This window comes from Gracilimonas sp. (genome assembly GCF_040218225.1).
Classification (GTDB): Bacteria; Bacteroidota; Rhodothermia; order Balneolales; family Balneolaceae; genus Gracilimonas.
Window position 1 is genome coordinate 253,754 of record NZ_JAVJQO010000003.1, and the last position, 24,017, is coordinate 277,770.

At 40.7% G+C, this 24,017-nt stretch carries 24 protein-coding genes; 16 read left to right on the forward strand and 8 right to left on the reverse strand.

Going from position 1 to position 24,017, the window contains the following annotated elements; translation table 11 throughout:
• Positions 1–262: 262 nt before the first annotated feature.
• The 7 genes from RIB15_RS03545 to RIB15_RS03575 all read right to left on the reverse strand — a co-directional run bounded on the left by RIB15_RS03545 (position 263) and on the right by RIB15_RS03575 (position 6,851).
• Positions 263–1,420, reverse strand: coding sequence for a homogentisate 1,2-dioxygenase (locus RIB15_RS03545; protein ID WP_350200773.1), 1,158 nt, complete (start codon positions 1,418–1,420; stop codon positions 263–265).
• Between the two features lie 85 nt (positions 1,421–1,505).
• A complete protein-coding gene (gene hppD / locus RIB15_RS03550; RefSeq protein ID WP_350200774.1) occupies positions 1,506–2,642 on the reverse strand; it encodes a 4-hydroxyphenylpyruvate dioxygenase in 1,137 nt (378 codons plus the stop codon).
• 218 nt (positions 2,643–2,860) lie between these two features.
• Entirely contained in the window at positions 2,861–3,304 is a 444-nt protein-coding gene (locus RIB15_RS03555; RefSeq protein ID WP_350200775.1) for a hypothetical protein, read from the reverse strand.
• Complete coding sequence (locus tag RIB15_RS03560; protein ID WP_350200776.1) at positions 3,301–3,744, reverse strand: helix-turn-helix transcriptional regulator; 444 nt, start codon at positions 3,742–3,744, stop codon at positions 3,301–3,303. The genes RIB15_RS03555 and RIB15_RS03560 overlap by 4 nt, the downstream gene beginning before the upstream one ends.
• Positions 3,745–3,747: 3 nt before the next feature.
• Positions 3,748–4,323, reverse strand: coding sequence for a hypothetical protein (locus RIB15_RS03565; RefSeq protein WP_350200777.1), 576 nt, complete (start codon positions 4,321–4,323; stop codon positions 3,748–3,750).
• 140 nt (positions 4,324–4,463) lie between these two features.
• Positions 4,464–5,144 carry a hypothetical protein gene (locus tag RIB15_RS03570; RefSeq protein ID WP_350200778.1) on the reverse strand — a complete coding sequence of 227 codons (681 nt, stop codon included), beginning with the start codon at positions 5,142–5,144 and terminating at the stop codon, positions 4,464–4,466.
• Between the two features lie 429 nt (positions 5,145–5,573).
• Entirely contained in the window at positions 5,574–6,851 is a 1,278-nt protein-coding gene (locus tag RIB15_RS03575; RefSeq protein WP_350200779.1) for a sensor histidine kinase, read from the reverse strand.
• A gap of 500 nt (positions 6,852–7,351) precedes the next feature.
• On the opposite strand from RIB15_RS03575, the gene paaA reads away from it, so the two are divergent.
• From paaA to RIB15_RS03655, 16 genes are all read left to right on the forward strand, one after another.
• Complete coding sequence (gene paaA / locus RIB15_RS03580) at positions 7,352–8,296, forward strand: 1,2-phenylacetyl-CoA epoxidase subunit PaaA (protein ID WP_350200780.1); 945 nt, start codon at positions 7,352–7,354, stop codon at positions 8,294–8,296.
• Between the two features lie 121 nt (positions 8,297–8,417).
• Entirely contained in the window at positions 8,418–8,720 is a 303-nt protein-coding gene (paaB, locus tag RIB15_RS03585; protein WP_350200781.1) for a 1,2-phenylacetyl-CoA epoxidase subunit PaaB, read from the forward strand.
• Positions 8,717–9,502, forward strand: coding sequence for a 1,2-phenylacetyl-CoA epoxidase subunit PaaC (paaC, locus tag RIB15_RS03590; RefSeq protein WP_350200782.1), 786 nt, complete (start codon positions 8,717–8,719; stop codon positions 9,500–9,502). Before paaB ends, paaC begins: the two co-directional genes overlap by 4 nt.
• Before the next feature lie 83 nt (positions 9,503–9,585).
• On the forward strand, positions 9,586–10,095 hold the full coding sequence (gene paaD, locus RIB15_RS03595; RefSeq protein WP_350200783.1) for a 1,2-phenylacetyl-CoA epoxidase subunit PaaD: 510 nt from the start codon (positions 9,586–9,588) through the stop codon (positions 10,093–10,095).
• An 80-nt stretch (positions 10,096–10,175) separates the two neighbouring features.
• Entirely contained in the window at positions 10,176–10,955 is a 780-nt protein-coding gene (locus RIB15_RS03600; protein WP_350200784.1) for an enoyl-CoA hydratase-related protein, read from the forward strand.
• A gap of 7 nt (positions 10,956–10,962) precedes the next feature.
• A complete protein-coding gene (locus RIB15_RS03605; RefSeq protein WP_350200785.1) occupies positions 10,963–11,919 on the forward strand; it encodes an SGNH/GDSL hydrolase family protein in 957 nt (318 codons plus the stop codon).
• Entirely contained in the window at positions 11,909–12,298 is a 390-nt protein-coding gene (locus RIB15_RS03610) for a DUF4260 domain-containing protein (RefSeq protein ID WP_350200786.1), read from the forward strand. Before RIB15_RS03605 ends, RIB15_RS03610 begins: the two co-directional genes overlap by 11 nt.
• 88 nt (positions 12,299–12,386) lie before the next feature.
• On the forward strand, positions 12,387–13,562 hold the full coding sequence (locus tag RIB15_RS03615) for a 3-hydroxyacyl-CoA dehydrogenase NAD-binding domain-containing protein (protein ID WP_350200787.1): 1,176 nt from the start codon (positions 12,387–12,389) through the stop codon (positions 13,560–13,562).
• Positions 13,563–13,571: 9 nt separating this feature from the next.
• Positions 13,572–13,988 (forward strand): hydroxyphenylacetyl-CoA thioesterase PaaI, encoded by a 417-nt coding sequence (gene paaI / locus RIB15_RS03620; protein WP_350200788.1) that lies wholly within the window; start codon positions 13,572–13,574, stop codon positions 13,986–13,988.
• 32 nt (positions 13,989–14,020) lie between these two features.
• The gene (locus tag RIB15_RS03625; protein WP_350200789.1) at positions 14,021–14,371 is read left to right on the forward strand and encodes a four helix bundle protein; all 351 of its coding nucleotides are present in this window, start codon (positions 14,021–14,023) and stop codon (positions 14,369–14,371) included.
• 33 nt (positions 14,372–14,404) lie between these two features.
• Positions 14,405–15,610 (forward strand): 3-oxoadipyl-CoA thiolase, encoded by a 1,206-nt coding sequence (gene pcaF / locus RIB15_RS03630; protein ID WP_350200790.1) that lies wholly within the window; start codon positions 14,405–14,407, stop codon positions 15,608–15,610.
• Positions 15,611–15,704: 94 nt separating this feature from the next.
• Positions 15,705–16,307, forward strand: a complete 603-nt coding sequence (locus RIB15_RS03635; protein ID WP_350200791.1) for an acyltransferase — start codon at positions 15,705–15,707, stop codon at positions 16,305–16,307.
• 43 nt (positions 16,308–16,350) lie between these two features.
• The gene (locus RIB15_RS03640; RefSeq protein ID WP_350200792.1) at positions 16,351–16,716 is read left to right on the forward strand and encodes a four helix bundle protein; all 366 of its coding nucleotides are present in this window, start codon (positions 16,351–16,353) and stop codon (positions 16,714–16,716) included.
• Positions 16,717–16,725: 9 nt separating this feature from the next.
• A complete protein-coding gene (gene paaZ / locus RIB15_RS03645; RefSeq protein WP_350200793.1) occupies positions 16,726–18,792 on the forward strand; it encodes a phenylacetic acid degradation bifunctional protein PaaZ in 2,067 nt (688 codons plus the stop codon).
• On the forward strand, positions 18,782–20,131 hold the full coding sequence (locus tag RIB15_RS03650) for an InlB B-repeat-containing protein (RefSeq protein ID WP_350200794.1): 1,350 nt from the start codon (positions 18,782–18,784) through the stop codon (positions 20,129–20,131). The genes paaZ and RIB15_RS03650 overlap by 11 nt, the downstream gene beginning before the upstream one ends.
• A 39-nt stretch (positions 20,132–20,170) precedes the next feature.
• Complete coding sequence (locus RIB15_RS03655) at positions 20,171–20,935, forward strand: enoyl-CoA hydratase/isomerase family protein (RefSeq protein ID WP_350200795.1); 765 nt, start codon at positions 20,171–20,173, stop codon at positions 20,933–20,935.
• Between the two features lie 18 nt (positions 20,936–20,953).
• On the opposite strand, the gene RIB15_RS03660 is transcribed toward RIB15_RS03655, so the two are convergent.
• Complete coding sequence (locus tag RIB15_RS03660; protein WP_350200796.1) at positions 20,954–23,938, reverse strand: two-component regulator propeller domain-containing protein; 2,985 nt, start codon at positions 23,936–23,938, stop codon at positions 20,954–20,956.
• Positions 23,939–24,017 lie beyond the last annotated feature (79 nt).

Consider the following 24,017-nt stretch of genomic DNA (forward strand, 5'->3'; position numbering starts at 1 on the left):
AGAGGATAGGTGTTAGTTACAAGGTATTAGGTTTTAGTAGTTCGAGTCTGAGTTTAGTAATCTTGCTAATCCTTTAATCATTGAAATCAAGGTTCAGAAGCTAATTTTGAACCATGATTTGTGGGATTTATGGATTCCCTTGATTTCAATTGTACTCGCTACGATCGCTCTGCGTCGTAGTGAATTTGGTGACGACTCAGAGCGATCGTCACCAGGTATTATCACTTCAATGTTAAATGTTCGTTATTCCTTGTTCGATGTTCTACTCATCCTCGAGCCAGGAATACGGATAGCTTGGATCATCCAGGCGCATGGCTTCTTCGGTTACATACATCGGGTGGAAAGTGTCAATCATGACCGCGTACTCATCGGTTTCTTCCGCTCCAATACTTGCTTCCGCTTTACCGGGCTGAGGTCCGTGCGGAATACCACCGGGATGTAAAGTGATATCGGCATAACCAATTCCTTTCCTGCTCATGAAATCCCCTTCCACATAATAGATCATCTCATCGGAATCGACGTTGGAGTGGTTGTAAGGTGCCGGAATAGACTCGGGATGATAATCGAATTTACGCGGACAGAAACTGCATACTACATAATTATGTCCCCGGAAGGTCTGATGAACGGGTGGTGGCTGGTGAATGCGTCCGGTTATCGGTTCAAAATCTTTAATATTGAAAATCCATGGGTACAGATATCCATCCCAACCGACTACATCGCAAGGATGATGATCGAAGGTATAATGATGAAACCGACCGCCTTTTTTAATTCTTACTTCGAACTCCCCTTCTTCAGGGTGGAAAAGCTGTTCAGAAGGCAGGCGGAAATCCCGCTCACAAAATGGAGAGTTTTCCATAAACTGCCCCATTTCTGAGAGATAGCGCTTTGGGAATTCGATTGGACCGGTGGATTCCGTAAATAAAAACCGGTTTTCATCCGTCTCAAAATTCATTTGATAGGTTGTGCCTCTTGGCAGGAAGATGTAATCGCCATAACCAAAATCGAGGCGACCAAATACAGACTGAATATGTCCTTCACCTTCGTGGATAAACAACAGTTCATCATGTTCCCCATTGCGGTAGAAATAATCCATTTTTCCGGTCGGGCGGGCTGTTCCAATTTGAATATCGTTGTTGAACATCAGCACTTTTCGCCCGGTAATGGGATCGCCACCCGCAGGAATATCTTTGGTTTTCAACAGCCGGTGCCGGAGCGTTTTTTCATCCGCTTTCTTGACGGATATTTCTGCTCCTTCCTCAATTTTAACCACACGTGTTGGCATATGGTGATGGTAAAGCAGCGAACTGTTCCCATGGAATCCCTCTGCTCCAAAAAGCTCTTCGGTATATAATTCCCCATCCGGTCGACGGAAAATCGTGTGTCTTTTATGTGGGATCTTCCCTAATGCGTGGTAATACATGGCTTCTGAATTAAAAATGAAAAAGTTAAAAATTTAAAATTGGCTCTTTCCAATTCTTAATTTTTAATCTAGAATTTTAAATTGATTAAAGGTTGCCTCTGGCGTCCTGTTCGCGTTCAATGGCTTCAAATAACGCTTTGAAATTTCCTTTTCCGAATCCTCGTGCACCTTTACGCTGAATGATTTCAAAGAATAACGTAGGCCGGTCAACAACTGGTTTTGTGAAAATCTGAAGCAAATAACCTTCGTCATCACGATCTACCAAAATCCCAAGGTCTTCCAGCTTCTCAATAGGCTCATCAATTTTACCGACCCGGTCTTCCAGTTCTTCATAATAAGTAGTCGGAACTTTCAGGAATTCCACGCCGCGGTCCCTGAGTTTGGTAACCGTGCCAATAATATCTCCGGTCAGCAATGCAATATGTTGCACTCCCGGACCCTCAAAGAAATCCAGGTATTCTTCAATCTGGGATTTTTTCTTACCATCGGCGGGCTCATTGATTGGAAACTTAATCATTCCCCTTCCCCCCGCCATTACACGGCTCATTAATGCCGAGTATTCGGTAGAGATATCCTTGTCATCAAAGCTTATGTATTGAGTGAATCCAAGTACATCGCGGTAGAAATCAACCCAATCTTCCATTCGGCCTAACTCTACATTCCCTACGCAATGATCCACAAACTCAACGCCAACCGGCTCCGATTTAACCAGACTCTCCTTGGCTTCAAATCCCGGCATAAACAATCCATTGTACTCAGAGCGATCGATAAAGGAATGAATGACATCTCCATAGGTTTTAATGGCTGCTTTCCGGATGGTCCCATGTTTATCTTTCATATCATGAGGTTCCAGTACAGGTTCTGCCCCGCGCTTCACCGATTCATTAAAAGCCCGGTCTACATCTTCTACATGCATGGCTATATCTCTGACACCATCTCCATGCTTTTGAACAAACTTGGCAATGGGTGAATCACTGTTGAGAGGAGCCGAAAGCACAAACCGGATATTTCCCTGCTCCAGATAATAGGAAGCCCGATCACGAATACCTGTTTCCAGGCCTGAATACCCTTTTAATTGAAAGCCAAAGGTAGTGATGTAGAAATGTGCAGCCTGTTTGGCATTGTTTACATAGTGTTCCACATAATCTACATCCTGCAGCCCAAGATGATCATCAAATTTTTCTTCCAGAGGTCGCTTCAGGGTATCTGATTGGTTAGCCATATTCACGCTTTTATTTAATCTTTATTCACTGAGAAAATACAAAATAAAAAGCGCTTCCATAAGAGTAAAAATTTGTGGCTCTTGGATTTGTTTGGGCTGCCTGGCTATTGCCGTTTTAGTTAGAGGCGGGGCATCTTGATGAGAATAAATCTCTTTGCTGCTCACTCGGACCGGGTGGTCCGGCGGGACGTTGGAGATGAGATTAACTACTTCACTCACTAATCAACACTCAACTCAATTTCGATATCCTCAGTAATGATTTTAGTAAGATTGATTGGAGGAATAATGAAATCGCTAAAATCTGTTTCGCTAGTCTTTTCATGAAGTACACCTCTGGCAGTACCAACTGTTAATACTGCCATGTGAGAAGCAAAACCTTCCGGTATTATTATTTTATTATTGTCTACGTCAATCAATGATTCCCAGGCTTCTTCTTCCATTTCAAAGCCACAGGTCACAGAAATGATTAAGAAAGGCTTGTCATTTTGTTCAAACTGAAATTTAACAGTAGTCCCTAAAATGTGTTTTTCTTTATCTACCCGAAAGTTGAAAGAAGATTCAAGACTAACTTTCCCTTCTTCCTCAAAACTATCCTCAATTATGGCAAACTCATCGGTTTTAATGCTTACCAAGCGAAAACTAAGTGCTAATTCTTTGCTCATGCCGCTTCTCTATAATTATAATCCGAATCTAATGGTTGTGTAAAAACATCTCCAAAATCTACCTGAGCACCAACACTTGGTTTTTTCCGCTTTCCAAGATTTGTTTTAACCTCTTTTTTATCCACATCTAACTTGGTTCGATATTTAGGTACACCAACCAATTCAACTCCAAGCACCTGCTCCAATTTGGAGATTGTTTCGAGAGTCAAATTTTGTTTCCCTTTTACAATCTTACTGATTTGCTGAGGAGAAACATCCAGTGCTTCCGCCAATTCTTTTTGCTGCATACCTTTCTCATCAAGAACATCTAAAATACGGAGGGCGATATCCTGAGATTTTCGTAACCACTTTCTATTGGCACGACGATACTTTGCATCCTCTTTCCAGCCACTGGTATCATCAATGGCAATTTCTTCTATTTTTTTTCTAATATCTGTCATATCTCAAATCCCTAATTCAAGCTTTTCAAATTCTTCTTCATTGATCAAACCTTTATTCTTCAAATATCTAACGGCCTGATCCATCTTTTTCAATTCAAGTTTGGTATGGTCTCGGTTATTCATATCCTCAGTGAGCTTTATGGCTCCTCCGGTAATCACATACAAATGTTTATCAATTCGAATAGCATATAATCTAAGCCAGGTTTCTTCATCTAAAGTAGCTTTGCTTTCTTGTAAAGGATAACGCTGGTCTTTTTCTTTGTTGTGTAGTGGTTTAAAAAGAGTTTCAAGGATTTCCTCTTTGTCATTTATCCCGTTTTCAGCTTTTTCTATTAAAACTTCTTCTAAGTTTTCAATGTCATTGATAGTTTTTCTTACGGCATCATTGATACTATACAAAACTCCATGGAACTCACAATAGGCCTTTAAATCTTTTTCATGTGTTTTAAAAAATTCTCTTAGATACTCCGGGTCAATCCATAAATCTATATTTCTATAAAGTTCATGAATTTCCTCTCCCGTGTACTGCACAGCATACAATACTGGTTGAGGAGCGTCTATTATACGTACAATCTTCATATCAATCAACCTGTGAGTTGATTGCAAAGTTCCTTGCTTCGATCATTAATGTTGTACATTGAGTCATTTTGTTATCTATTAAAGGCTTCTTGGAAAAATTTTCTAATTATATCTTCCTATAAGCTCATCTGTGAATATGATTAATTTCCTAACAACTTAACCACGTGTTCCATTAGAGCCGGAGCATATTCCGAAACATGTATTAATGCAGAGATATGAGATAAAAACTCAAAAAACTTTACAGCAATCTTTTCGTCCTTTTGCATTACTTCGATTTGCATAAAGTAACTGCCAAATGCACTTTCAACTTCTTTCTGAATTAAGGCAGTGCCTTTCAGTTCGTAATCAAATATTGCTCTTTCAATATCATTGACTTTATCAAAAATGAGGCTACTCAATTGATGATCTATTTCATATCCAGAGAGATCATTTTTAAACTCTTGAACTTTTTTTCTTAGTACTTCTAAATCATCTTCTTCAAGTACTTTTTCATTAGAATATTTTGAAAGCATATCTGAACAATGCTCGATAGATAAAACAGTCGCTTCATCTAATTGCTTCTTTATTCCCTGCCAACTTGAGTTAAAATTGATATTACTAAGAGCTCTTTCTACAACACCCAATTTTTTCAGATGCAATTGATGATTCTCATCTTCATGGCTAATGACATCCTCTCTTATTGTGGCCGGAAGTTTGTTTACTTCCCCTAATTTTCTAAGTATCTCAGCGGTATTCTTTGAATCTAAATCAAAAATTTCTGCCCATGCTTCTTTAACCTTTTTCCGGTCATCAATTTTTTGAGCTTTTTGGAATAATGGCATGTTTCCCCGAGTCCAGCCATTGGTCGGACGAGCTTGGAGTCGTCAGACCAAGAGCTTTGGTTTAAATCAATTTAATATCAACGGATTATAGCGAAAGCGAGAGTAAATTGGAAAGAAGGTTTCGAACAAGTTTCGAACATGGCAGTTCGTCCAGATTGTACTACCTGCCAAAACTCCCACCAAAGCGTCCTCTTGCCCTGAGGCGGTCGCAAAAGGTTAGAATTTTATTCAGGCGTGCCGGAGGGAAAGAGACAGAGATAGGGTCCTGTTAGACTTGGCAATTTTGTTTTCACCGGAAACAGAGTTCCCAAGTATGCATTACGAAGCAAAAACTTCGTAACGAAAACTACTTCATTATTGAATGTTCAATGTTCCTTATTCAATATTCCATCGGGCTTAGAAAAACGAGCGTTAAGAAGAAGCCGTAATTTAAAGCGCACTACTCGGGCCTTTTGCATCCCTTTTCTGAAACCTGAGTTCAAATGATGTTTTTTTATCCTGTTCTGTAGCAGATAACGTTCCGTTTAGCTGAGCGGTTAGTGTTTTAACAAGAAGCATCCCCAGGCTTTCCGGTTTTTCCAGGTTATAGTCGGCACTGCTTTTTTCGCCATTATCAGAAATAGTTAAAATAACCTGCTCTCCTTCCTGTTCAATTCCTACTTCAATAATGGGTTCAGTAATATCGTCAAATGAGTTCAGATAGGCGTTAAGCAGCAACTCATTACACAATAATCCAGCGGGTACCGCCTGATTGATATTGAGGTTTAAATCGGGGAGGTCTGCTTTAAGTTTGATCTTATTCTTACCCTGTTCTTTTTTAAATGTGTCATATACAAACTCTACTAACTGATTCAGATAATCTCCAAAATTTATATGAGAGGTTTTCTCTGCATCAGCATATGACTCATGTACCAATGCAAGACATTTGAGCCGCATTTTACTGTCGTGCAGGATAGCATGAACATTTTCGTTTTTGGTGCACATGGCCTGCAGGTCAAATAATGCAGATATTAACGCCAGATTATTTCGCACCCGGTGGTGTATCTCGGCAAGTAATGTTTCTTTGGCTTTCAGAGATTTTTTTAAGGCTTTTTCTGCCTCTTTCTGTTCTGTTATATCTTCAAGCATAACCACCAGATATGCCGGTTTTTCTTCACCATTAAACACAGCAGATTTTGATACAAGGCCCGGGAAATAGGTTCCGTCTTTTCTCCGGTATCGTTTCTGAATTTTAAAAAATGGATGTTTTTGGTCAGCCAGTTCCTGATCTAAAGTCCTTCCTTTAGTTAAGTCTTTTGGGTGAATAAAATCTTCAAAATTAAGTGTTAGCAATTCCTCTCTTGTATATCCAAGCATGTCACAGAGCGTTTGATTTACCTGAATCCAATTCTCGTTGGGCTTGTGGTGGGCTATGCCTACTGGGGCGTATTCAAAAGTAGCTTTAAACTCGTCCCTGCTTTTGCTTAGCTTATCGAAAGCTTCGCTGAGTAACGAATTATTTTTCCACACCAATGCATATACCATGACCCCGCTCACTAATACAAAAAACCATCCTTTAAGTGACTGAACCCATGTAATCATTTTCGGATCATCGAAATAGGCGAGAACAGATTGATCAGAATACTGTATCCAAACGGCACCAATCAGGATGTAAACGAGAGCAATTATAAACGGACTATTTTTCAGAATAGTTTTTATGCGATCCATGCAGTACTCCTTTTCTCAGTAAAACGATCAGCCATAACCAACGTATTTTGTTATAAGTAATCGTGCCTGTTCTTCTTGAATTATTTGTCGTGAATAGGATATACAGCTATAGGAACCCTGGTACCTGTAACTAAAAGCCTAACAGTTATTTGATATCCAAACCTATCGCTGATATTCTGCTACAAAGAGTAGGCTGGGAGTAAATTGTTACACTTTTATTTTCCAGCTGTTTTTTAATGGTTTAGGGGTGCCTTGAAGTACTGAAAAAGATTTAGGTTGATTTAAAACCCCGGAAATGAGTACGAACTTTTATCTCGAAAAGAGTATCAAGCTTTTTTGATCTTCTAGAAAGTTTTAAGAAAACGTCTGCATAAAAATATTCTTTCCATGAAATGAAAATTTTGAATTATCTAGACAGAAATTTCAATTCCCGAACTTCTCTTTTTAAATTCCTGTTAAAGAGACTGAAAAGCGCTTCCAAAAAATCGTATATTTACCTCATGGAAAACCAAGAAAAGTTAGACGAATTTCAAGCCCGTATTGACGCGGGAGAAAAAATAGAACCCAAAGATTGGATGCCGGAACGGTATCGCCAGCAGTTAATCAGGATGATGAGCCAGCACGCTCACTCCGAAATTGTGGGCATGTTGCCGGAAGGAAACTGGATCGAAAGAGCTCCTTCTTTAAAGAGGAAACTTGTGCTCCTGGCCAAGGTTCAGGATGAAGCCGGTCACGGACTTTATCTATATAGTGCTACCGAAACGCTGGGTATTGATCGCAGCGAACTGGTTGACCAGTACTTATACGGCAGTGCCAAGTACTCCAGCATATTCAATTACCCTACCATGACTTATGCTGATATTTGTGCTATTGGCTGGTTGGTGGACGGAGCGGCTATTGTAAACCAAACCATGCTGGCCCGTTCTTCCTACGGTCCTTATTCCCGCGCTAATGTTCGTATTTGTAAGGAAGAAAGCTTCCACAAAAAGCAGGGATATGAAATGCTCGCCAAGATGGCGGACGGAACTCCTGAGCAGCAAAAAATGGCTCAGGATTCAGTGAACCGCTGGTGGTGGCCAAGCCTTATGATGTTTGGACCGCACGATTCAGATTCTCCAAATAGTGCAGAACTCATTAAATGGCAGGTGAAGCTTAAAACCAATGACGAACTTCGCCAGCATTTTGTTGACCGCATGGTGATGGAAGCCGAAGCCATTGGTGTTAGCCTTCCCGATCCGGATTTGGAATACAATGAAGAAACAGGACACTGGGATTTTGGTGACATCCCCTGGGATGAATTCTGGAACGTAGTGAAAGGCAATGGCGTCATGAACCGGGAGCGTATGAAAGCCCGCCGCAATGCTCATGAAAATGGCGAATGGGTTCGGGAGGCGGCGACTGAATATGCCCGCAAGCAGAAACTGAGCCAGGAAAAGGCATCGTAATCTAATAAAGTCATTCAGAGCGAAAGCGAAGAATCTTCACAATTTATATACGCTCATTATGAAGATCCTTCGGCAGCAGCCTCAGGATGACATTTCTTTTGAATGATAATCAACAAATTTAATGTCCGAAGAAAAGAACAAAGACAATTGGCCTCTCTGGGAGGTTTTCACACAGCCCAAATCAGGTAAACCACATGAACATGCCGGCAGCCTTCATGCCCCGGATAAAGAAATGGCTCTCCAAAATGCGAGAGACACTTACGCCCGCAGAAATGAGGGTGTCAGCATTTGGGTGGTTGAATCGAAATATATAACCGCATCCACACCGGAAGATATGGGGCCTTTTTTCGACCCGGCAAATGACAAGCCATACCGACATCCACAATTTTACAGTGTACCACGAGCCGTTAAGAAAAGATCATGAGTACAGCTACAAAAGAATTGATAAAAAAAGACGCGTTTTTGACCTATCTGCTGAGATTGGCAGATGACCGCCTCATTCTGGGACAGCGTAATGCTGAATGGTGCGGACATGGCCCTCAGCTGGAAGAGGATTTAGCACTCGCTAATATCTCTTTAGATCTTATTGGACATGCTACTGCTTTATACGAATACGCAGCGAAAATTGAGGACGAAGGTCATGATGAAGATTACTTTGCCTTCTTCAGGGATGACCGTGATTTCACCAACCTCCAGCTTTGCGAACTTCCAAAAGGTGATTTTGGCTTCACCATAGCCCGGCAATTTTTATTCAGCGCCTTCAGTTATTTCCAATACGAACGACTGAAAGAAGCTAAAGACGAGCAATTCGCAGGTATGATCAACAAGCACCTGAAAGAAATTAAATACCACCTCCGCCACAGCCGGGAATGGGTTTTACGCTTGGGAGATGGAACCGAGGAAAGTCACAATCGCATTCAGGAATCCTTTGATGAACTCTGGATGTACATCGACGAGCTCTTTTATATGGATGAAATTGATGAGTTTTTGATCGATAAAGGCATCGCAATTGATTCCTCTGAATTCAAAGATGAATGGAAGAAATTGGTTGAAGAAACGTTAACTGAAGCGACACTCACGGTTCCCGATTGGGATCAATTTATGATGACCGGCAGCCGTAAAGGTATTCATACCGAGCATTTAGGTCATATGTTGGCTCAAATGCAATTTTTACGGCGTTCGCATCCCGATGCAGAGTGGAAATAGTTTACGGTATTTAGTATTGAGATTTTCCATCCTCAAAATCACTCAATACCAATTACCCAAAATTCCCTGCTAAATACTTACAAATGTCAACAATACAGCTACATACCGAAGAGCAGATTTGGGATTACCTCAAAGAGGTAACAGATCCCGAAATACCGGTATTAAACATCGTAGAGATGGGAATTGCCCGTAAAGTTGAGGTTGGTGAAAATGGTAATATTCTGGTAAAAATTACCCCAACCTATTCTGGTTGTCCGGCTATGAATGCCATCGAAAAGCTGGTAAATGAAAAGCTGGAAGAACGGGGTGTTGAAGATTTTTCGGTTAAGCTCGACTTTGCAGAAACCTGGACCACCGACTGGATGACAGAGGAAGCCAAAGCCAAGCTTAAGGATTACGGCATTGCACCTCCTGAAAAGTCGGAAGAGGAAGATGACTTCCTCAAAAACCTGTCGAGCACAAAGATTGTACCCTGCCCTTTTTGTGATTCATTTGAAACCAAATTAGTGAGTCAATTTGGCTCTACTGCATGTAAGTCACAATATTTTTGCAATAATTGTGACCAACCTTTCGAGCATTTTAAATGTATATAAGATCACAGACTTTTGTGATTGCCTTCCTTTCTCTACATTTACTTAGTTCATAATCCTTCAAACTTTTAATTTTCAAGCCTGTGATCACAACTAACCTAACTGATGGCGTTTTCACTATCACCCTAAACCGTCCTGACAAACTTAATAGCTTTATCTTTGAAATGGCCAGTGAGTTGAAAGAAGCTCTCCACCGGGCCGAGTCAGACGATAATGTGCGTTGTGTTCTGCTAACGGGAGAAGGTCGTGCTTTCTGTGCCGGGCAGGATCTGGCAGAGGCTACCGAAGTTTCTGACGATCCGGAAAGAGACCTCAGCGAAATTGTCCATCACACCTACATTCCTATTATCAAGGGAATTCGAAAGCTTGAAAAGCCGGTCGTTTGCGCTGTAAACGGAACAGCCGCCGGAGCCGGAGCCAATATTGCTCTTGCCTGTGATATTGTAATTGCCAGTGAAGAAGCCAAATTCATACAGTCCTTTTCTCAAATTGGGTTGATACCGGATAGCGGAGGCACCTACATCTTGCCCCGGTTAATCGGTCTGGCCCGAGCTACGGCCCTCACTTTTTTGGGAGAAAAAGTATCAGCTAAAGAAGCCGTTGAAATGGGGATGATCTGGAAAGCATTTCCAGCCAACCAGTTTATGGACGAAGCAAAAGCTATTACCTCCAAATTGGCGAAAATGCCAACTAAAGGATTTGGGCTAACTAAACGCGGATTTAACGCCGGATTCGCTAACGACCTTGAAATCCAGATGAAGCTGGAAGCCAACCTGCAGGCTGAAGCTGGTGAAACTTACGATTACAGTGAGGGAGTCAAAGCCTTTATGGAAAAACGTAAACCGGAGTTCAAGGGCAAATAGTCTAAACATGAAAAGCTTTTTAAAGACCCTCTCTATTAATGCTGTTTTACTTGTAATATTATTCGGAATTATAGAGCTCTCTGTTCGAATATTTATCCCTCAGATTCAACCTCCCACCACTGATGATAAACTGATCAAAGAAAATGTCTATGGCTCAACCTTTGGCTTGAAACCAAATGTAAAAGCCAGAAGCATGGGTCACTATTTCGAAACCGATAGCCTGGGTTTTTGGAAGTACCCTCGTAACAATGAGAGCTCTGCGGGCTGGTTGCTTCTTGGAGATTCGGTTACAATGGGTATGGGAGTTGATCAAGACTCAACTTATGCAGGACAACTAGCTTTTGCCTTTGACAGCCTACATATCATTAATCCATCACTACTTGGATATGCTTCAGACGACTATGCCAATATTTTTTCGCGGCTGTCTGGAAATGAAAGTCTCAACATAAACAGAGTTACGCTTTTCTGGTGCCTGAATGATATTTATTCCAAGAATATAGCGGTGGAAGGGCCAAAGGGCCTTAGGGGAATGGGACAGTTTCTTTCCAACTTTATTTACAATCACATTTATACTTATCAATGGTTGAAAAAAATAATATTCGACCGTCCGAAAACATATTTCTTATACGATAAACAGTTTTACTCATCCGAGAATGAGCAATTTGAAAACGCTATTCGTAATCTAATTGAAATCAAAAACACTGCAGATTCCCTTGATATTCGATTTGATGTAATAATCATGCCATACGAATATCAGTTTAGAAGTAATGACACTTCCCCACAAAATCACCTAATGGAAGCTTTAAGTGAAAAAAATATTCGGTTTCTAAGTCTTTTCGAAATCCTGAATACGAATTCCAACTCATCAGAAAACCTGTATTTATATGGAGATGGAATTCATTACTCAAAGTTGGGCCACCGGATGGTTTTTGAACAATTAAAATCATATTACAATGAAAATTGAACTCAATTTTAACCTTAGAATATTACTCATCCTCGAAGAAATTTTACTATTCACAGGTTCAGTAATTCTTTTTGGCTTGATTACCGGGTATACCTGGTGGATGTACGCCTTATTATTTTTTCTGCCTGACGTTTCCTTTGCCGCTTATCTCATTAACACTAAAACCGGAGCCTTTTTCTACAATCTGCTTCATCACAAAGGAGTAATGATTAGCTTAATTCTGCTTGGCTATTTTGCACAGCTTCCCATGCTGGTAGCGATTGGCATTGTATTTCTGGGACACTCAGCTTTTGATCGCATCTTCGGGTATGGATTAAAATTCGGAGACGACTTCAAACACACGCACCTTGGGTACCTGAATCAGGATAAAAACACATAACGTTAAAGTGTGAAATTTGAACTGTATTCCGCCTCAGATTCCTTATCTTGGAAGCGATTTTTCAGACGATTAAACACGATATTTACTTATGATTAAAAACGATGCAAAGATCGGCGTAGTTGGCGCCGGAACTATGGGAACGGGAATTGCTCAGGTTGCAGCTACTCAGGGTCATCAGGTGTATTTGTATGATGCGTATCCCGAACAGCTTGAAAAATCAAAAGCCGGCCTCGAAAGCATCCTCGCCCGGCAGGTCGAAAAAGAACGCATGACTCAGGATGAAATAGACGGGATACTTAACCGCATCGAGTTTGTAGATAATATCACCAAGTTTGGGGAATGCGGTTTCGTGATAGAAGCAATTCTTGAAGACCTTGATGTCAAGAAAGATACTTTTTCCCGAATTGAAGGCATTGTATCCAAGGATTGTGTGCTGGCATCCAACACTTCTTCTCTCTCCATTGCAGCTATTTCATCAGCCCTGAAAAAACCGGAACGGTTTTTAGGAGTTCATTTTTTCAATCCGGCTCCGCTCATGAAATTGGTTGAGATTATACCTGGCATTGCTACCGATGATGAGGTTTTTAAATCAACCAAGAATTTTATCAAAAGCTGGGATAAAATTACGGTCTCTGGCAAGGATACTCCCGGTTTTATTGTGAACCGGGTTGCCCGCCCATTCTACGGAGAAGCTCTCAGAATCTATGAAGAAGGAATTGCTGATGCTGCAACAATCGACTGGGCTATGAAAGAAATTGGCGGCTTTCGAATGGGGCCATTTGAGTTAATGGACTTAATCGGACATGATGTAAATTATGAAGTCACCTGCTCGGTATTTGAGGCCTTCTACTACGATCCACGCTTCAAACCATCCTTTGCACAAAAAAGAATGGTGGAAGCTGGCTGGCTGGGAAGAAAATCAGGCCGGGGCTTTTACAATTATCGCGACGGAGCCAAAAACCCGGAGCCAAAAAAAGACAGAGAGCTCGGGGAAACTATTTTTGATCGTATTCTAACCATGCTGATTAATGAAGCCTGCGATGCCGTGTTTATGAATATTGCCTCCGTGGAGGATGTTGACCTAGCTATGCAAAACGGGGTTAATTATCCAAAAGGGTTGCTAAAGTGGGCCGATGAAATCGGATTAAAAAATGTACTGGACAGGATGACGGCGCTCCAGGTTGAATACCGGGAAGATCGCTATCGCCCAAATCCGCTGTTGAAGAAAAAAGTAGCCGATCAGGAAAGTTTTTATAAGGAATAGCTGACAGCTATGAGTAAAGAAATCAATCCCGTAATAGAAAAAATGCTTTCTAACGACCCATTCTCGCAATGGATGGGCGTGGAAGTATTGGAATCTGACCCCGGATATTGCAGAATCTCGATAAAAATCCGTGAGGAGATGACCAATGGGTTCGGAGTTTGTCACGGCGGAATCACTTTTTCCCTGGCCGACAGTGCCCTCGCCTTTGCTTCCAATTCACACAGCTCGATTTCATTAGCTCTTGAGAACAATATAAACTTTACGAAAAAAGTATCGGTTGGTGATGTACTGGTTGCTGAAACTGAAGAACTCCAGAATGGACGAACCATTGGCGTTTATAAAGTAAAAGTGACTAATCAAAACGAAGAGCTAGTTGCTGAATTTCGTGGCACTGTTTACCGAACAGGAAAGCAGCATAGTACTTAGTATTGAGACAATAGTATTTAGTATTTTTATATATGCATCAATTCAAAGAATTATCAGTTTGGAATAAAGCAGTAGATCTTGCCACTGATGTCTACTCATATACAAAGAACTTTCCTTCAGAGGAAAAATATGGGCTTACTTCACAAATCAGAAGAAGTGTAGTTTCAATAAGTTCGAACATTGCAGAAGGTGCCGGAAGGAAATCTAAAAAAGAATTCAAACACTTCCTGAATATTGCTTATGGTTCGGGATCTGAATTAGAAACTCAGCTTTTGATAGCAAGAAACTTAGGATTTATAAATAACGAAAATTATGAGGCTCTATCTGAAATGATTACCGAAATACAGAAGATGATTTATTCGCTATCTAATTCATTAAAGTAGAGACTTAATACTAATTACTATTATCTAAGTACTATGGATGCATACATTATTGACGGAATCCGAACACCTATAGGAAAACTTAAAGGATCTCTCTCCTCAATCCGGGCAGACGATCTCGCGGCAATCCCAATCAAAGAACTCATAAAACGTAATCCGGAAGTTGACCTGAAAGCAATTGAGGATGTGATTCTGGGATGTGCTAACCAGGCCGGTGAAGACAACCGGAATGTGGCCCGAATGGCTTCTCTGTTAGCTGGAATACCAGTCTCGGTACCCGGTGAAACGGTAAACCGGTTATGTGCTTCAGGAATGAGCGCGACTGTGAAAGCCTACCATGCCATCAAAGCCGGCGAGGGAGATGTATTCATCACTGGTGGCGTGGAGCACATGACCCGCGGCCCCATTGTGCTTGGAAAGGGATCATCCCCCTACTCAGGAACTACCGAAATGCACGATTCTACTTTTGGCTGGCGCTTCATCAACCCAAAAATGGAAGAAATGTATGGGACGGACGGCATGGGAACGACAGCTGAAAATGTAGTAGAAATGCATAAGATCAGCAGAGAAGACCAGGATAAGTTTGCATCCTGGAGTCAGCAGAAAGCTGGAGCGGCCCGGGATTCCGGCCGACTGGCTAAAGAAATCGTACCCGTTGAAATTCCCCGCCGAAAAAGAGATCCTATCCTTTTCGAACACGATGAATTCATGCGTCCTGATACCACTCCTGAAGTGTTGTCAAAATTGTCACCAGCATTCAAAAAGAATGGCTCCGTAACTGCAGGAAATGCCTCTGGATTAAATGATGGGGCCGGAGCTTTGTTAGTAGCATCTGATAAAGCCATAAAAGATTTCAGCCTAAAACCCAAAGCTCGCATTGTAGCTCATGCAGTTTCCGGAATTGAACCCCGAATTATGGGATTAGGTCCGGTTGAAGCAGCTCAAAAGGTTTTAAAACGGGCTGGTATGAAACTGGATGACATGCACATCATTGAACTGAATGAAGCTTTTGCGGGGCAATCTTTGGGTGTAACCCGAATGCTGGAAATGGATGATAACGATCCACGACTAAACCCAAACGGCGGAGCGATTGCTTTGGGACATCCACTGGGAATGACCGGTCAACGATTATTGCAAACAGCCACTGTTGAGCTTCACGAGAAAGACTCTAACAAATATGCACTTTGTATGTTGTGCGTGGGAGTTGGACAAGGAATGGCTGTCATCCTGGAGAAAACATAGTAATTAACCGCAAAATCCGCGGAGATCTCGCAAAGAACGCTAAGTATTTTCTTTGTGACCTTAGCGCTCTCTGCGGTTCACTAAATACTCAATTATGGCAATTTACCAGTTTAACGGATATAGGCCTGTCGTACACAAGTCGGCTTTTGTACACCCTCAGGCAGCGGTTACCGGAAATGTGATTATAGGGAAAGATGTTTATATAGGTCCGGGAGCAGCTATTCGGGGCGACTGGGGAAAAGTTGTGATCAAAGACGGATGCAATGTTCAGGAAAACTGTACGATTCATATGTTTCCGGGAGTTACAGTGACGCTGGAGAAGAGTGCTCATGTGGGTCATGGTGCTATTATTCACGGAGCACATCTTGGCAAGAACTGCCTGATTGGAATGAATGCCGTAATTATGGATAATGTGAAAGTCGGGAAAGAATCTATTATTGGCGCTCTTTCCTTTGTTCCTGAAGGGATGGAAATTCCTGATCGTAAAGTTGTAGTTGGAAATCCGGCCAAAATCGTCAAAGATGTGACGGATGAAATGGCGGCCTGGAAATCAAAAGGGACAGAATTGTATCAACAACTTCCCGGCGAACTTCATGAAACCCTGAAGGAATGCAATCCGCTGAGGGAGATTCCTGAAGATAGAGAAGATCAAAAAATGGGCTATGAAAACTGGGGGAACTCGAAACTGGATTTTTGAAGCTGGCTTCTTGTTCTCCTTCTATAGAACTAACACCTTTGACATGAGTTATAGAAATCAGGAAATATGGAAGCTGGCCAAAGAACAGTCTAATAAAATTCATAAAATGACTTTTTCTTTACCAAAATTTGAACAGTTTGAAACTGCCAGCCAAATTCGACGATCTTCAAAATCAGTCAGGTCAAATATTGTAGAAGGATACGGAAGAAGAAGATATACTCAAGAATATATTCGGTTTCTTATTTTTGCCTTAGCTTCAAATGATGAAACACAGGATTACCTTGATTCTCTATTCGAAACTGAATCTTTAAATAACGAAGCCTCATACAAAGGGCTTATTGAGCTTAATGACAAGCTTGGCAGAAAACTGAATCTATTTATTCAATCTGTTGAAAGATCTCAAAAGTAAATTACAGGAATGAAAGAACAAGAAACAAGAAACCAGATACGAGTTACCAGCTACATACAAGGCAAATGGTTAACCAATGGCACAGAAACAGACCTCATCAGTGCAGTAACCAATGAGCCAGTCGCTCAGATGGTTGAAGCAAATATTGATTATAAATCTGCACTGGAATATGCCCGAAAAACGGGCGGGCCAAAGCTTCGTGAGATGACCATACACGAACGGGCGTTTGCAATCAAGTTCCTCGGCAAATACCTGATGGAGCGTAAGGAGAAGTATTATAAAATCTCCACTCACACCGGGGCTACCCGCAAAGATTCATGGATTGATATCGAAGGAGGGTTAATCACTGCTTTTGGAATTTCGAGTAAATCACGGCGCGAGCTATCAGATCTTCCATGGCATGTAGAGGGCAACACAGAACGACTTTCCCGAAAAGGCTCGTTCATGGGGCAGCATATTTGTGTACCTCGTCATGGAGTGGCTGTTCATATCAATGCTTTTAACTTCCCGATTTGGGGAATGCTGGAGAAACTTGCGCCATCCATAATTGCAGGAATGCCCGTTATTGTAAAACCATCTCCAATTGGATCTTATCTTTCCTGGGAAGTTTTCAAAGACATGATTGAATCTGAAATACTGCCTGAAGGAAGTATTCAGTATATCGCTGCCGATAAACCTGGTGATTTACTGAATCATCTGATCAGCCAGGATATGGTCGCTTTCACTGGCTCAGCTGACACGGGAAAGAAACTGAAAGCACATCCCAATATAATAGCCAACAGTGTTCCTTTTAATCTGGAAGCTGATTCTCTGAACTGTTCTATTTTGGGTGAGGACGTCACTCCGGATATGGAAGAGTTCGATCTTTTTATCAAAGAAGTAGCACAGGAAATGACGGTAAAAACCGGGCAAAAATGTACGGCTATCAGACGGACTATCGTCCCTGAAAATTTAGAAGATGAAGTCATCAACGCTTTAAAGTCCCGTTTAGAGAAAACTACAATCGGTCATCCCGCTGAGAAAGAAACACGAATGGGTCCTTTAGCCAGTTCTCTTCAGGTTGAACGATTTGAGGAGCAGCTTCAGAAATTGTCCGAGATTACAGAAACAGTTTATACGGCAAATGGATCTCAAAAGGGGGCGTTCACAAATCCGCGTGTGCTCGTTTGTCACCAGCCTATGCAAGTGGATGAAATTCACCGGCTGGAGGCCTTTGGTCCTATGACCACCATCATGCCATATAAATCTACTGAAGAAGCTATAGAGCTCGCTAATAAAGCAAACGGTTCTTTGGTGGGATCTCTATTTACTGCTGATGATAAAATAGCGCATAAAATAACAATGGGATGCGCTCCCTATCATGGCCGGTTTATGGTGATTAACCGCAATTCTGCTGAAGAATCAACCGGACATGGTTCTCCAATTGCCTCATTGGTTCACGGAGGACCGGGACATGCCGGGGGAGGCGAGGAACTTGGAGGAGCCCGGGCAGTACTTCATAATATGCAACGGGTTGCTTTGCAGGGATCACCGACTACACTTAGAAACATTGTAAAACAGCATATTTCAGGAGCTGAAACGGAAGAGTCGGACAAGCATCCTTTCCAGAAGTACTTTGAAGAGCTAAAAGTTGGCGAAGCTTTAACCACTGAAAAGCGAACAGTCACTGAAAAAGATGTTGAGGAATTTGCAGAGTTAAGCGGTGATCATTTTTATGCACATACTGACCCGGACGCTGCTGCCCGCTCTTTGTTTGGTAAGATAGTAGCTCATGGCTATTTCGTGCTTTCAGCAACAGCCGGACTTTTTGTTCATCCGGATGAAGGCCCCATGATGTTGAACTATGGACTGGAAAACCTTCGGTTCGTTGCTCCCGTTGCCCCCGGCGATACCATTCAGGCTAAATTAATCCTGAAACGGAAGAATGTCCGCCAGCAAAAGAAAGACGACCCATTTCCTTTTGGTGTAGTTTACTGGGATGTGGAAGTAACTAATCAAGAGGATGCTGTTGTTGCTGAATACACCATCCTCACTTTAATGAAACGGAAAAACAAATTGGATATCGATGAGTTATAAGTCCCCGTTCCTTCTGCTATTATTGATTATTTTTATTTCTTGTAATAAAGAAAATGATCCAACTTTATTTTCTCTTTCAGTAACTGTTGTTCCTGAGAACTCTGGGTTCATTCAAAATTTCTCAGATACGCTACTTAAAAAAAATACTACTGTAGAATTACAAGCGGTTTCCAATGAAGGATATGCATTTATAGATTGGGAAGGGAGTGTCTCCTCTGATGACAATCCTTTAGAGTTTACGATAACTGAGAATACTGATTTAGTAGCTAATTTTGAAAAAAAGTCCTATCCATTAAATGTAACCACCCTTGGGGAGGGTGATGTCACTGAAACCATTATTAAAACAAAGACAGATTACGAATATGGTACCATAGTTCAATTAGAAGCTATTCCAGATTCAACTTGGGTCTTTGAAGGATGGGAAGGGAGTGTGAATGGAGAAGAAAATCCCGTTCAATTAACAATCACTTCTGAAATGAATGTAACAGCTGTTTTTGAAGAAGGAACAATCAACTACTGTGTTCCCATTAAATTAGATGGTTATGCTCATAAAAGTAGCGGAGACTCTGTTCACTTTATGGACTACGATTTTCAATACAGTGATCAGTATTTATCCACTTATACAAAGTACTATAATTATACAAAAGCTCATTTAGATAATGTAGATGCCTTCATTGAAGCAAATTATACCTATCAAAATAATCTTATTCATCAGATTGTTGAAAACACAAAAACTAAATCTGGAGATATCTGGGCTAGTTATAAATATACTCTTGGTTGGAATGGTGAACAGCTAGCAACACTTGATTATGAATATTTTGTTGGTAATCAAACGGGTGATATAAAGAGTACAAGAATTGAATATGAAGAACCATGCGGATTACGGTATTTTGAAGCCGAAGGCATGGATGCTGGTATTCGAATTGGATTCTCAACAGAATTCATTTATTCAAATAATTGCCTCACCTATGAATTAACTACAACAGATGATGGAATTAGAACTTACAAAAATCAAAACTCAATTTTTATAGATGTCTTAGGATTAAATGGATTTATTGGCAACAGATACGAACATATGTTTTCTTTTTTTCAACCAATTCCACTTTATAACAAAGAAAATCAAAGGCTTTATAAAACAACGTCTCAATATATCAATCCTGATGAGCCATATATAGGTACCTCGGTAAACTATGAAACAATTACAGAGAATTATTTTTACGAATCATTTATTCAGGATCAAGATTACCCGAGATATTTTTCAAGAATTATCACAGATACTAAAGACGATTCGGAAAACAAAGACACTTTTACAGTGAGTTATGCTTGTCAATATAAATGAGGCAAAAGAACTTTTGAATTTTAAATTTTGAATTAAATAATGAGCGAACAAAACGGAGCAGTCAACCTATCCACCAAAAACAACATCGGAACTATTGAATTCTATCACCCTAAAGGGAATTCTCTTCCCGGTTCCATCCTCAGAAAATTGGCTCAGACCATAAGAGATGCCGGTAAGAATGATGATATCCGGGTTCTTGTAATCCAGAGCCGTGGTGATGGCGCTTTTTGTGCCGGAGCTTCTTTTGATGAACTCATCGCCATAGATGATTACGAAACAGGAAAAGAATTCTTTATGGGGTTTGCCCTGGTTCTAAACGCCATGCGCACCTGCCCAAAACTGATCATAGTTCGGGTGCATGGAAAAACAGTAGGTGGCGGAGTTGGCATCGCAGCTGCCGGAGATTATACCTTTGCTGAAGAAAAAGCAGACGTCAAACTGAGCGAACTGGCATTGGGTATCGGGCCATTTGTTGTAGGTCCGGCCGTAGAACGCAAAGTGGGTAAAAGTGCTTTCTCTGCTCTATCAATTGATGCTACTAACTGGTACGATGCCGACTGGGCGTTAGAAAATGGTTTGTTCAACAAAATTTTTGATTCTACATACGACCTGGATCAGGCTGTAAGAGAATTAGCTTCTGAATTAGCAAAAAGCAGTCCTGAGGCTATGAAAAACCTTAAAGCAGTATTGTGGAAAGGTACCGATGACTGGGACCTATTACTGGAACAGCGGGCTGAAATAAGCGGCCGTTTAGTTCTTTCTGATTTCACTAAAAACTTCATAAAGAAATTTAAATCAAAATAAGGCAAAGTAAGTAAGAGCTTATTTAGGGATCACTATGCGGATAGTGGTCCCTTTTTCATTTTTATACTGAATAGTTCCTTTTATTTGGGAAACCAATGAATTGATGAGCGTAAGACCAAGCGTGGTCAATTTCGAGTTGGTGATATTTTCAGGAATACCAACTCCATTGTCCTTCACAACCAAGGTATATTCATTTTCATTAATTGATTTAAAGACGACTTCAATATTACCTTTATCTGTTTCCTTAAAAGCATGTTCATAGCAATTGCACAATGCTTCATTCAGAATGAGACCACAGGGAATAGCAGAATTCACGCTAATATTCCCCTCTTCAATATCAAGATCAACCTTTACATCCTTGTTATCCCCTTTAAGTGAGCTTGCAACTTTATGTACTAAATCTTCTGCAAATAACTTAAAATTAATTTTTGAAAGGTCCTTATTCTGATACAGCTTTTCATGGATAGAAGACATGGTTTGAATGCGAAGCTTGCTGTTTTCCAATGCTAATTTAGCCTGTCCATCCTGCATTTTCCAGCTTTGTAAATCCAGCAATCCTGAAACTACAGCCATATTATTCTTGACTCTATGGTGAATCTCTTTAATGAGCACTTCCTTTTCGGAAAGAGCAGACTGTAAATGAGCTGTCTGTTCGTCAACCAATTCCTTTAATTTCTTTTTCTCGATAATGCTCACATACATTTGCACATAAAAGAAGATTACAGCCCCTAAAGAGGCAAGACTTAGCAGAATAAACCAACCAGAAAGCCAGAAAGGTTTGTCGATATTTATTGTAATAGAAGAAGCAATACCACTCCATTCTGAGGTAGTTGATTTCGACATTACCTCAAAGGTGTATTCGCCCGGATTTAGATTTGTATAAACAGCCTCTCTTTTATCATAGCCGGTGTTCCAATTCTCTTCAAAGCCATTCAATCGGTATCTATAGAAAATGCGGGCAGGATCCTTATAGTTTACAGCACCATACTCAATTTCAATATTCTTTTGATGGTAATCGAGTTCAATTTTCTCAACGTCATTTATAGCTGCATTTTGATCATAAACTTTTTGCCCATTTACAAAAACTCTTCTTATAAAAGTTAAAGGAGCTCTGTCATGAATTGAAGTTGGAGGTACGTTAGAATCATACTGAAGCAATCCTTCGGAAGCAGTACCAAACCATAGCTTACCATCATCATCCGCTATGGCTGCCGCTCCATTAAACTCTAACCCTTTGCCATAATCACGGAGTGCAAAATGCACTTTATTCATTTCTCCACTTTTGTACCAGTGCTCCACATCATAATAATTAAGTCCGCCATTAGTTCCCTGCCAAAGCCCGCCTTCTTTATCAAAAAGCAAGGATATGGTTTCTGGCAAAAAGATCTCATCAGACTCAAAAACTTCAAACTTTTCTGACCTCTCCCCTTCGTCAAATTTCTTTAAAACAGACAGCCCCTTATTAGTACCTATCCAGATGTTTCCTCTGGAATCTTCTCTGATCTCATAAATACTGGGGCCCTTAAGACCTTCGCTTTCTGTGTAAAACACAAAGTCTTTCCCATTGAATTTTGCGACTCCCCCTTCTGTTCCCATCCAAATATTGCCTTTACTGTCTTTATAGATCAGGTTCACATACGATTGCCAGTATTCAGAACTTGGTTCTAAAATCTCCAGATCTCCGCCGTTATACTTTATCATAGACTGCCCGGTTCCTATCCATATTTCTCCATTATCATCAACCAGAATATCATTGATGTAATAGTCCATTAATGGCTCATTTATGGACGAACGGAAAAACTTTTCTCCATCAAACTCAATAATCCAGTAACTGTAGGTTAGCAACAGAAGATTGCCATTGGGCAGTTGTTCAATATCCCAGATTTCATCTTCATCAAATATCTCTTTAGGGATGTCATAAGACTTAAATTCCCCATCTTGATAACTTCCCAAACCCCCTTCCTTTCCGAACCAAATCACCCCTTCATCATCTTTAAAAAGACTGTAGATAGAATTTGAATTAACACCAGAGTCCTTATCATAAAACCTGAACTGTTTGTCCTTAAAAATGCTGACGCCATTCCCATCTGTTGCTACCCAAATGGTTCCGTCATTGGCTTTAATGAGACGATATATATAATTGCTGCTCAGTCCATTTTTTTTGGTGATATGCGTAAAATCTTCTCCATCAAACCAGTACAACCCTTTCCGCTCGGTTCCAATCCAGATCAAGTCATCATTATCTTGAGCAATGTTATAAACGTAACCTAATTTCTGTCCGTTAATTTCGGTGATATTAGTTAGCTCATCTTCTTCGCTTATAAGTGTTATACCTGAGCTTGTAGGAATCCAGATTGTTTTATCGGAGGCTTGAAAAGCCTGATAGGCAGTTCCTCCACTCAAGCCATCTTCTTTTTTCCATGTTTTAAAAACGCCTTTCTCATCTTCAAATACAGCCACTCCATCCATGGTAGCAATCCAGGCTTCGTTATCTCTGTAGAATTGAATATCCCAAATCTGGTCACTGGGAAGTCCCTTTTCTGTAGAAAGGTTTTTAAAGGAATCTCCGTCCCAAATCATCACCCCGTGTGCATTAGTTCCAAACCACATTTCACCATCTTCCGATTCGATGATATAATTTATGAGCATGCTGTCTAAAGCAGAGAAGGCCGGATCATATCTCACAGAATCCCCTTCTAAAAAGCCCACACCTCCTGTCTCGGTAGAAACCCAGAATCGCTTCTTAGAGTCTTCAAAGATGTCAAAAATGAGTTCATCTCTCAGTCCATTGCCTTCACCATAAGTCTCAAAATCAAACCCATCAAACTTCACTAAGCCGTAGGCCGTGGCAAACCATACCAAGCCATCATCATCTAAATGCACATCATAAACCTGGCTGGAGGGAAGGCCATCATTTACTGAGTAGGTTTTTATATTATATTTTTGTGCCTTAGCCACACAAAAAACCAGTGCAAAAAACCCTGTTAAGATTATTTTTCTCAAAATCACTTTTTTACCCAATCTAAAACCTAAACTTGGCCAATATGAGAAATTTATCTGTATAACTACATTAATAATCTGT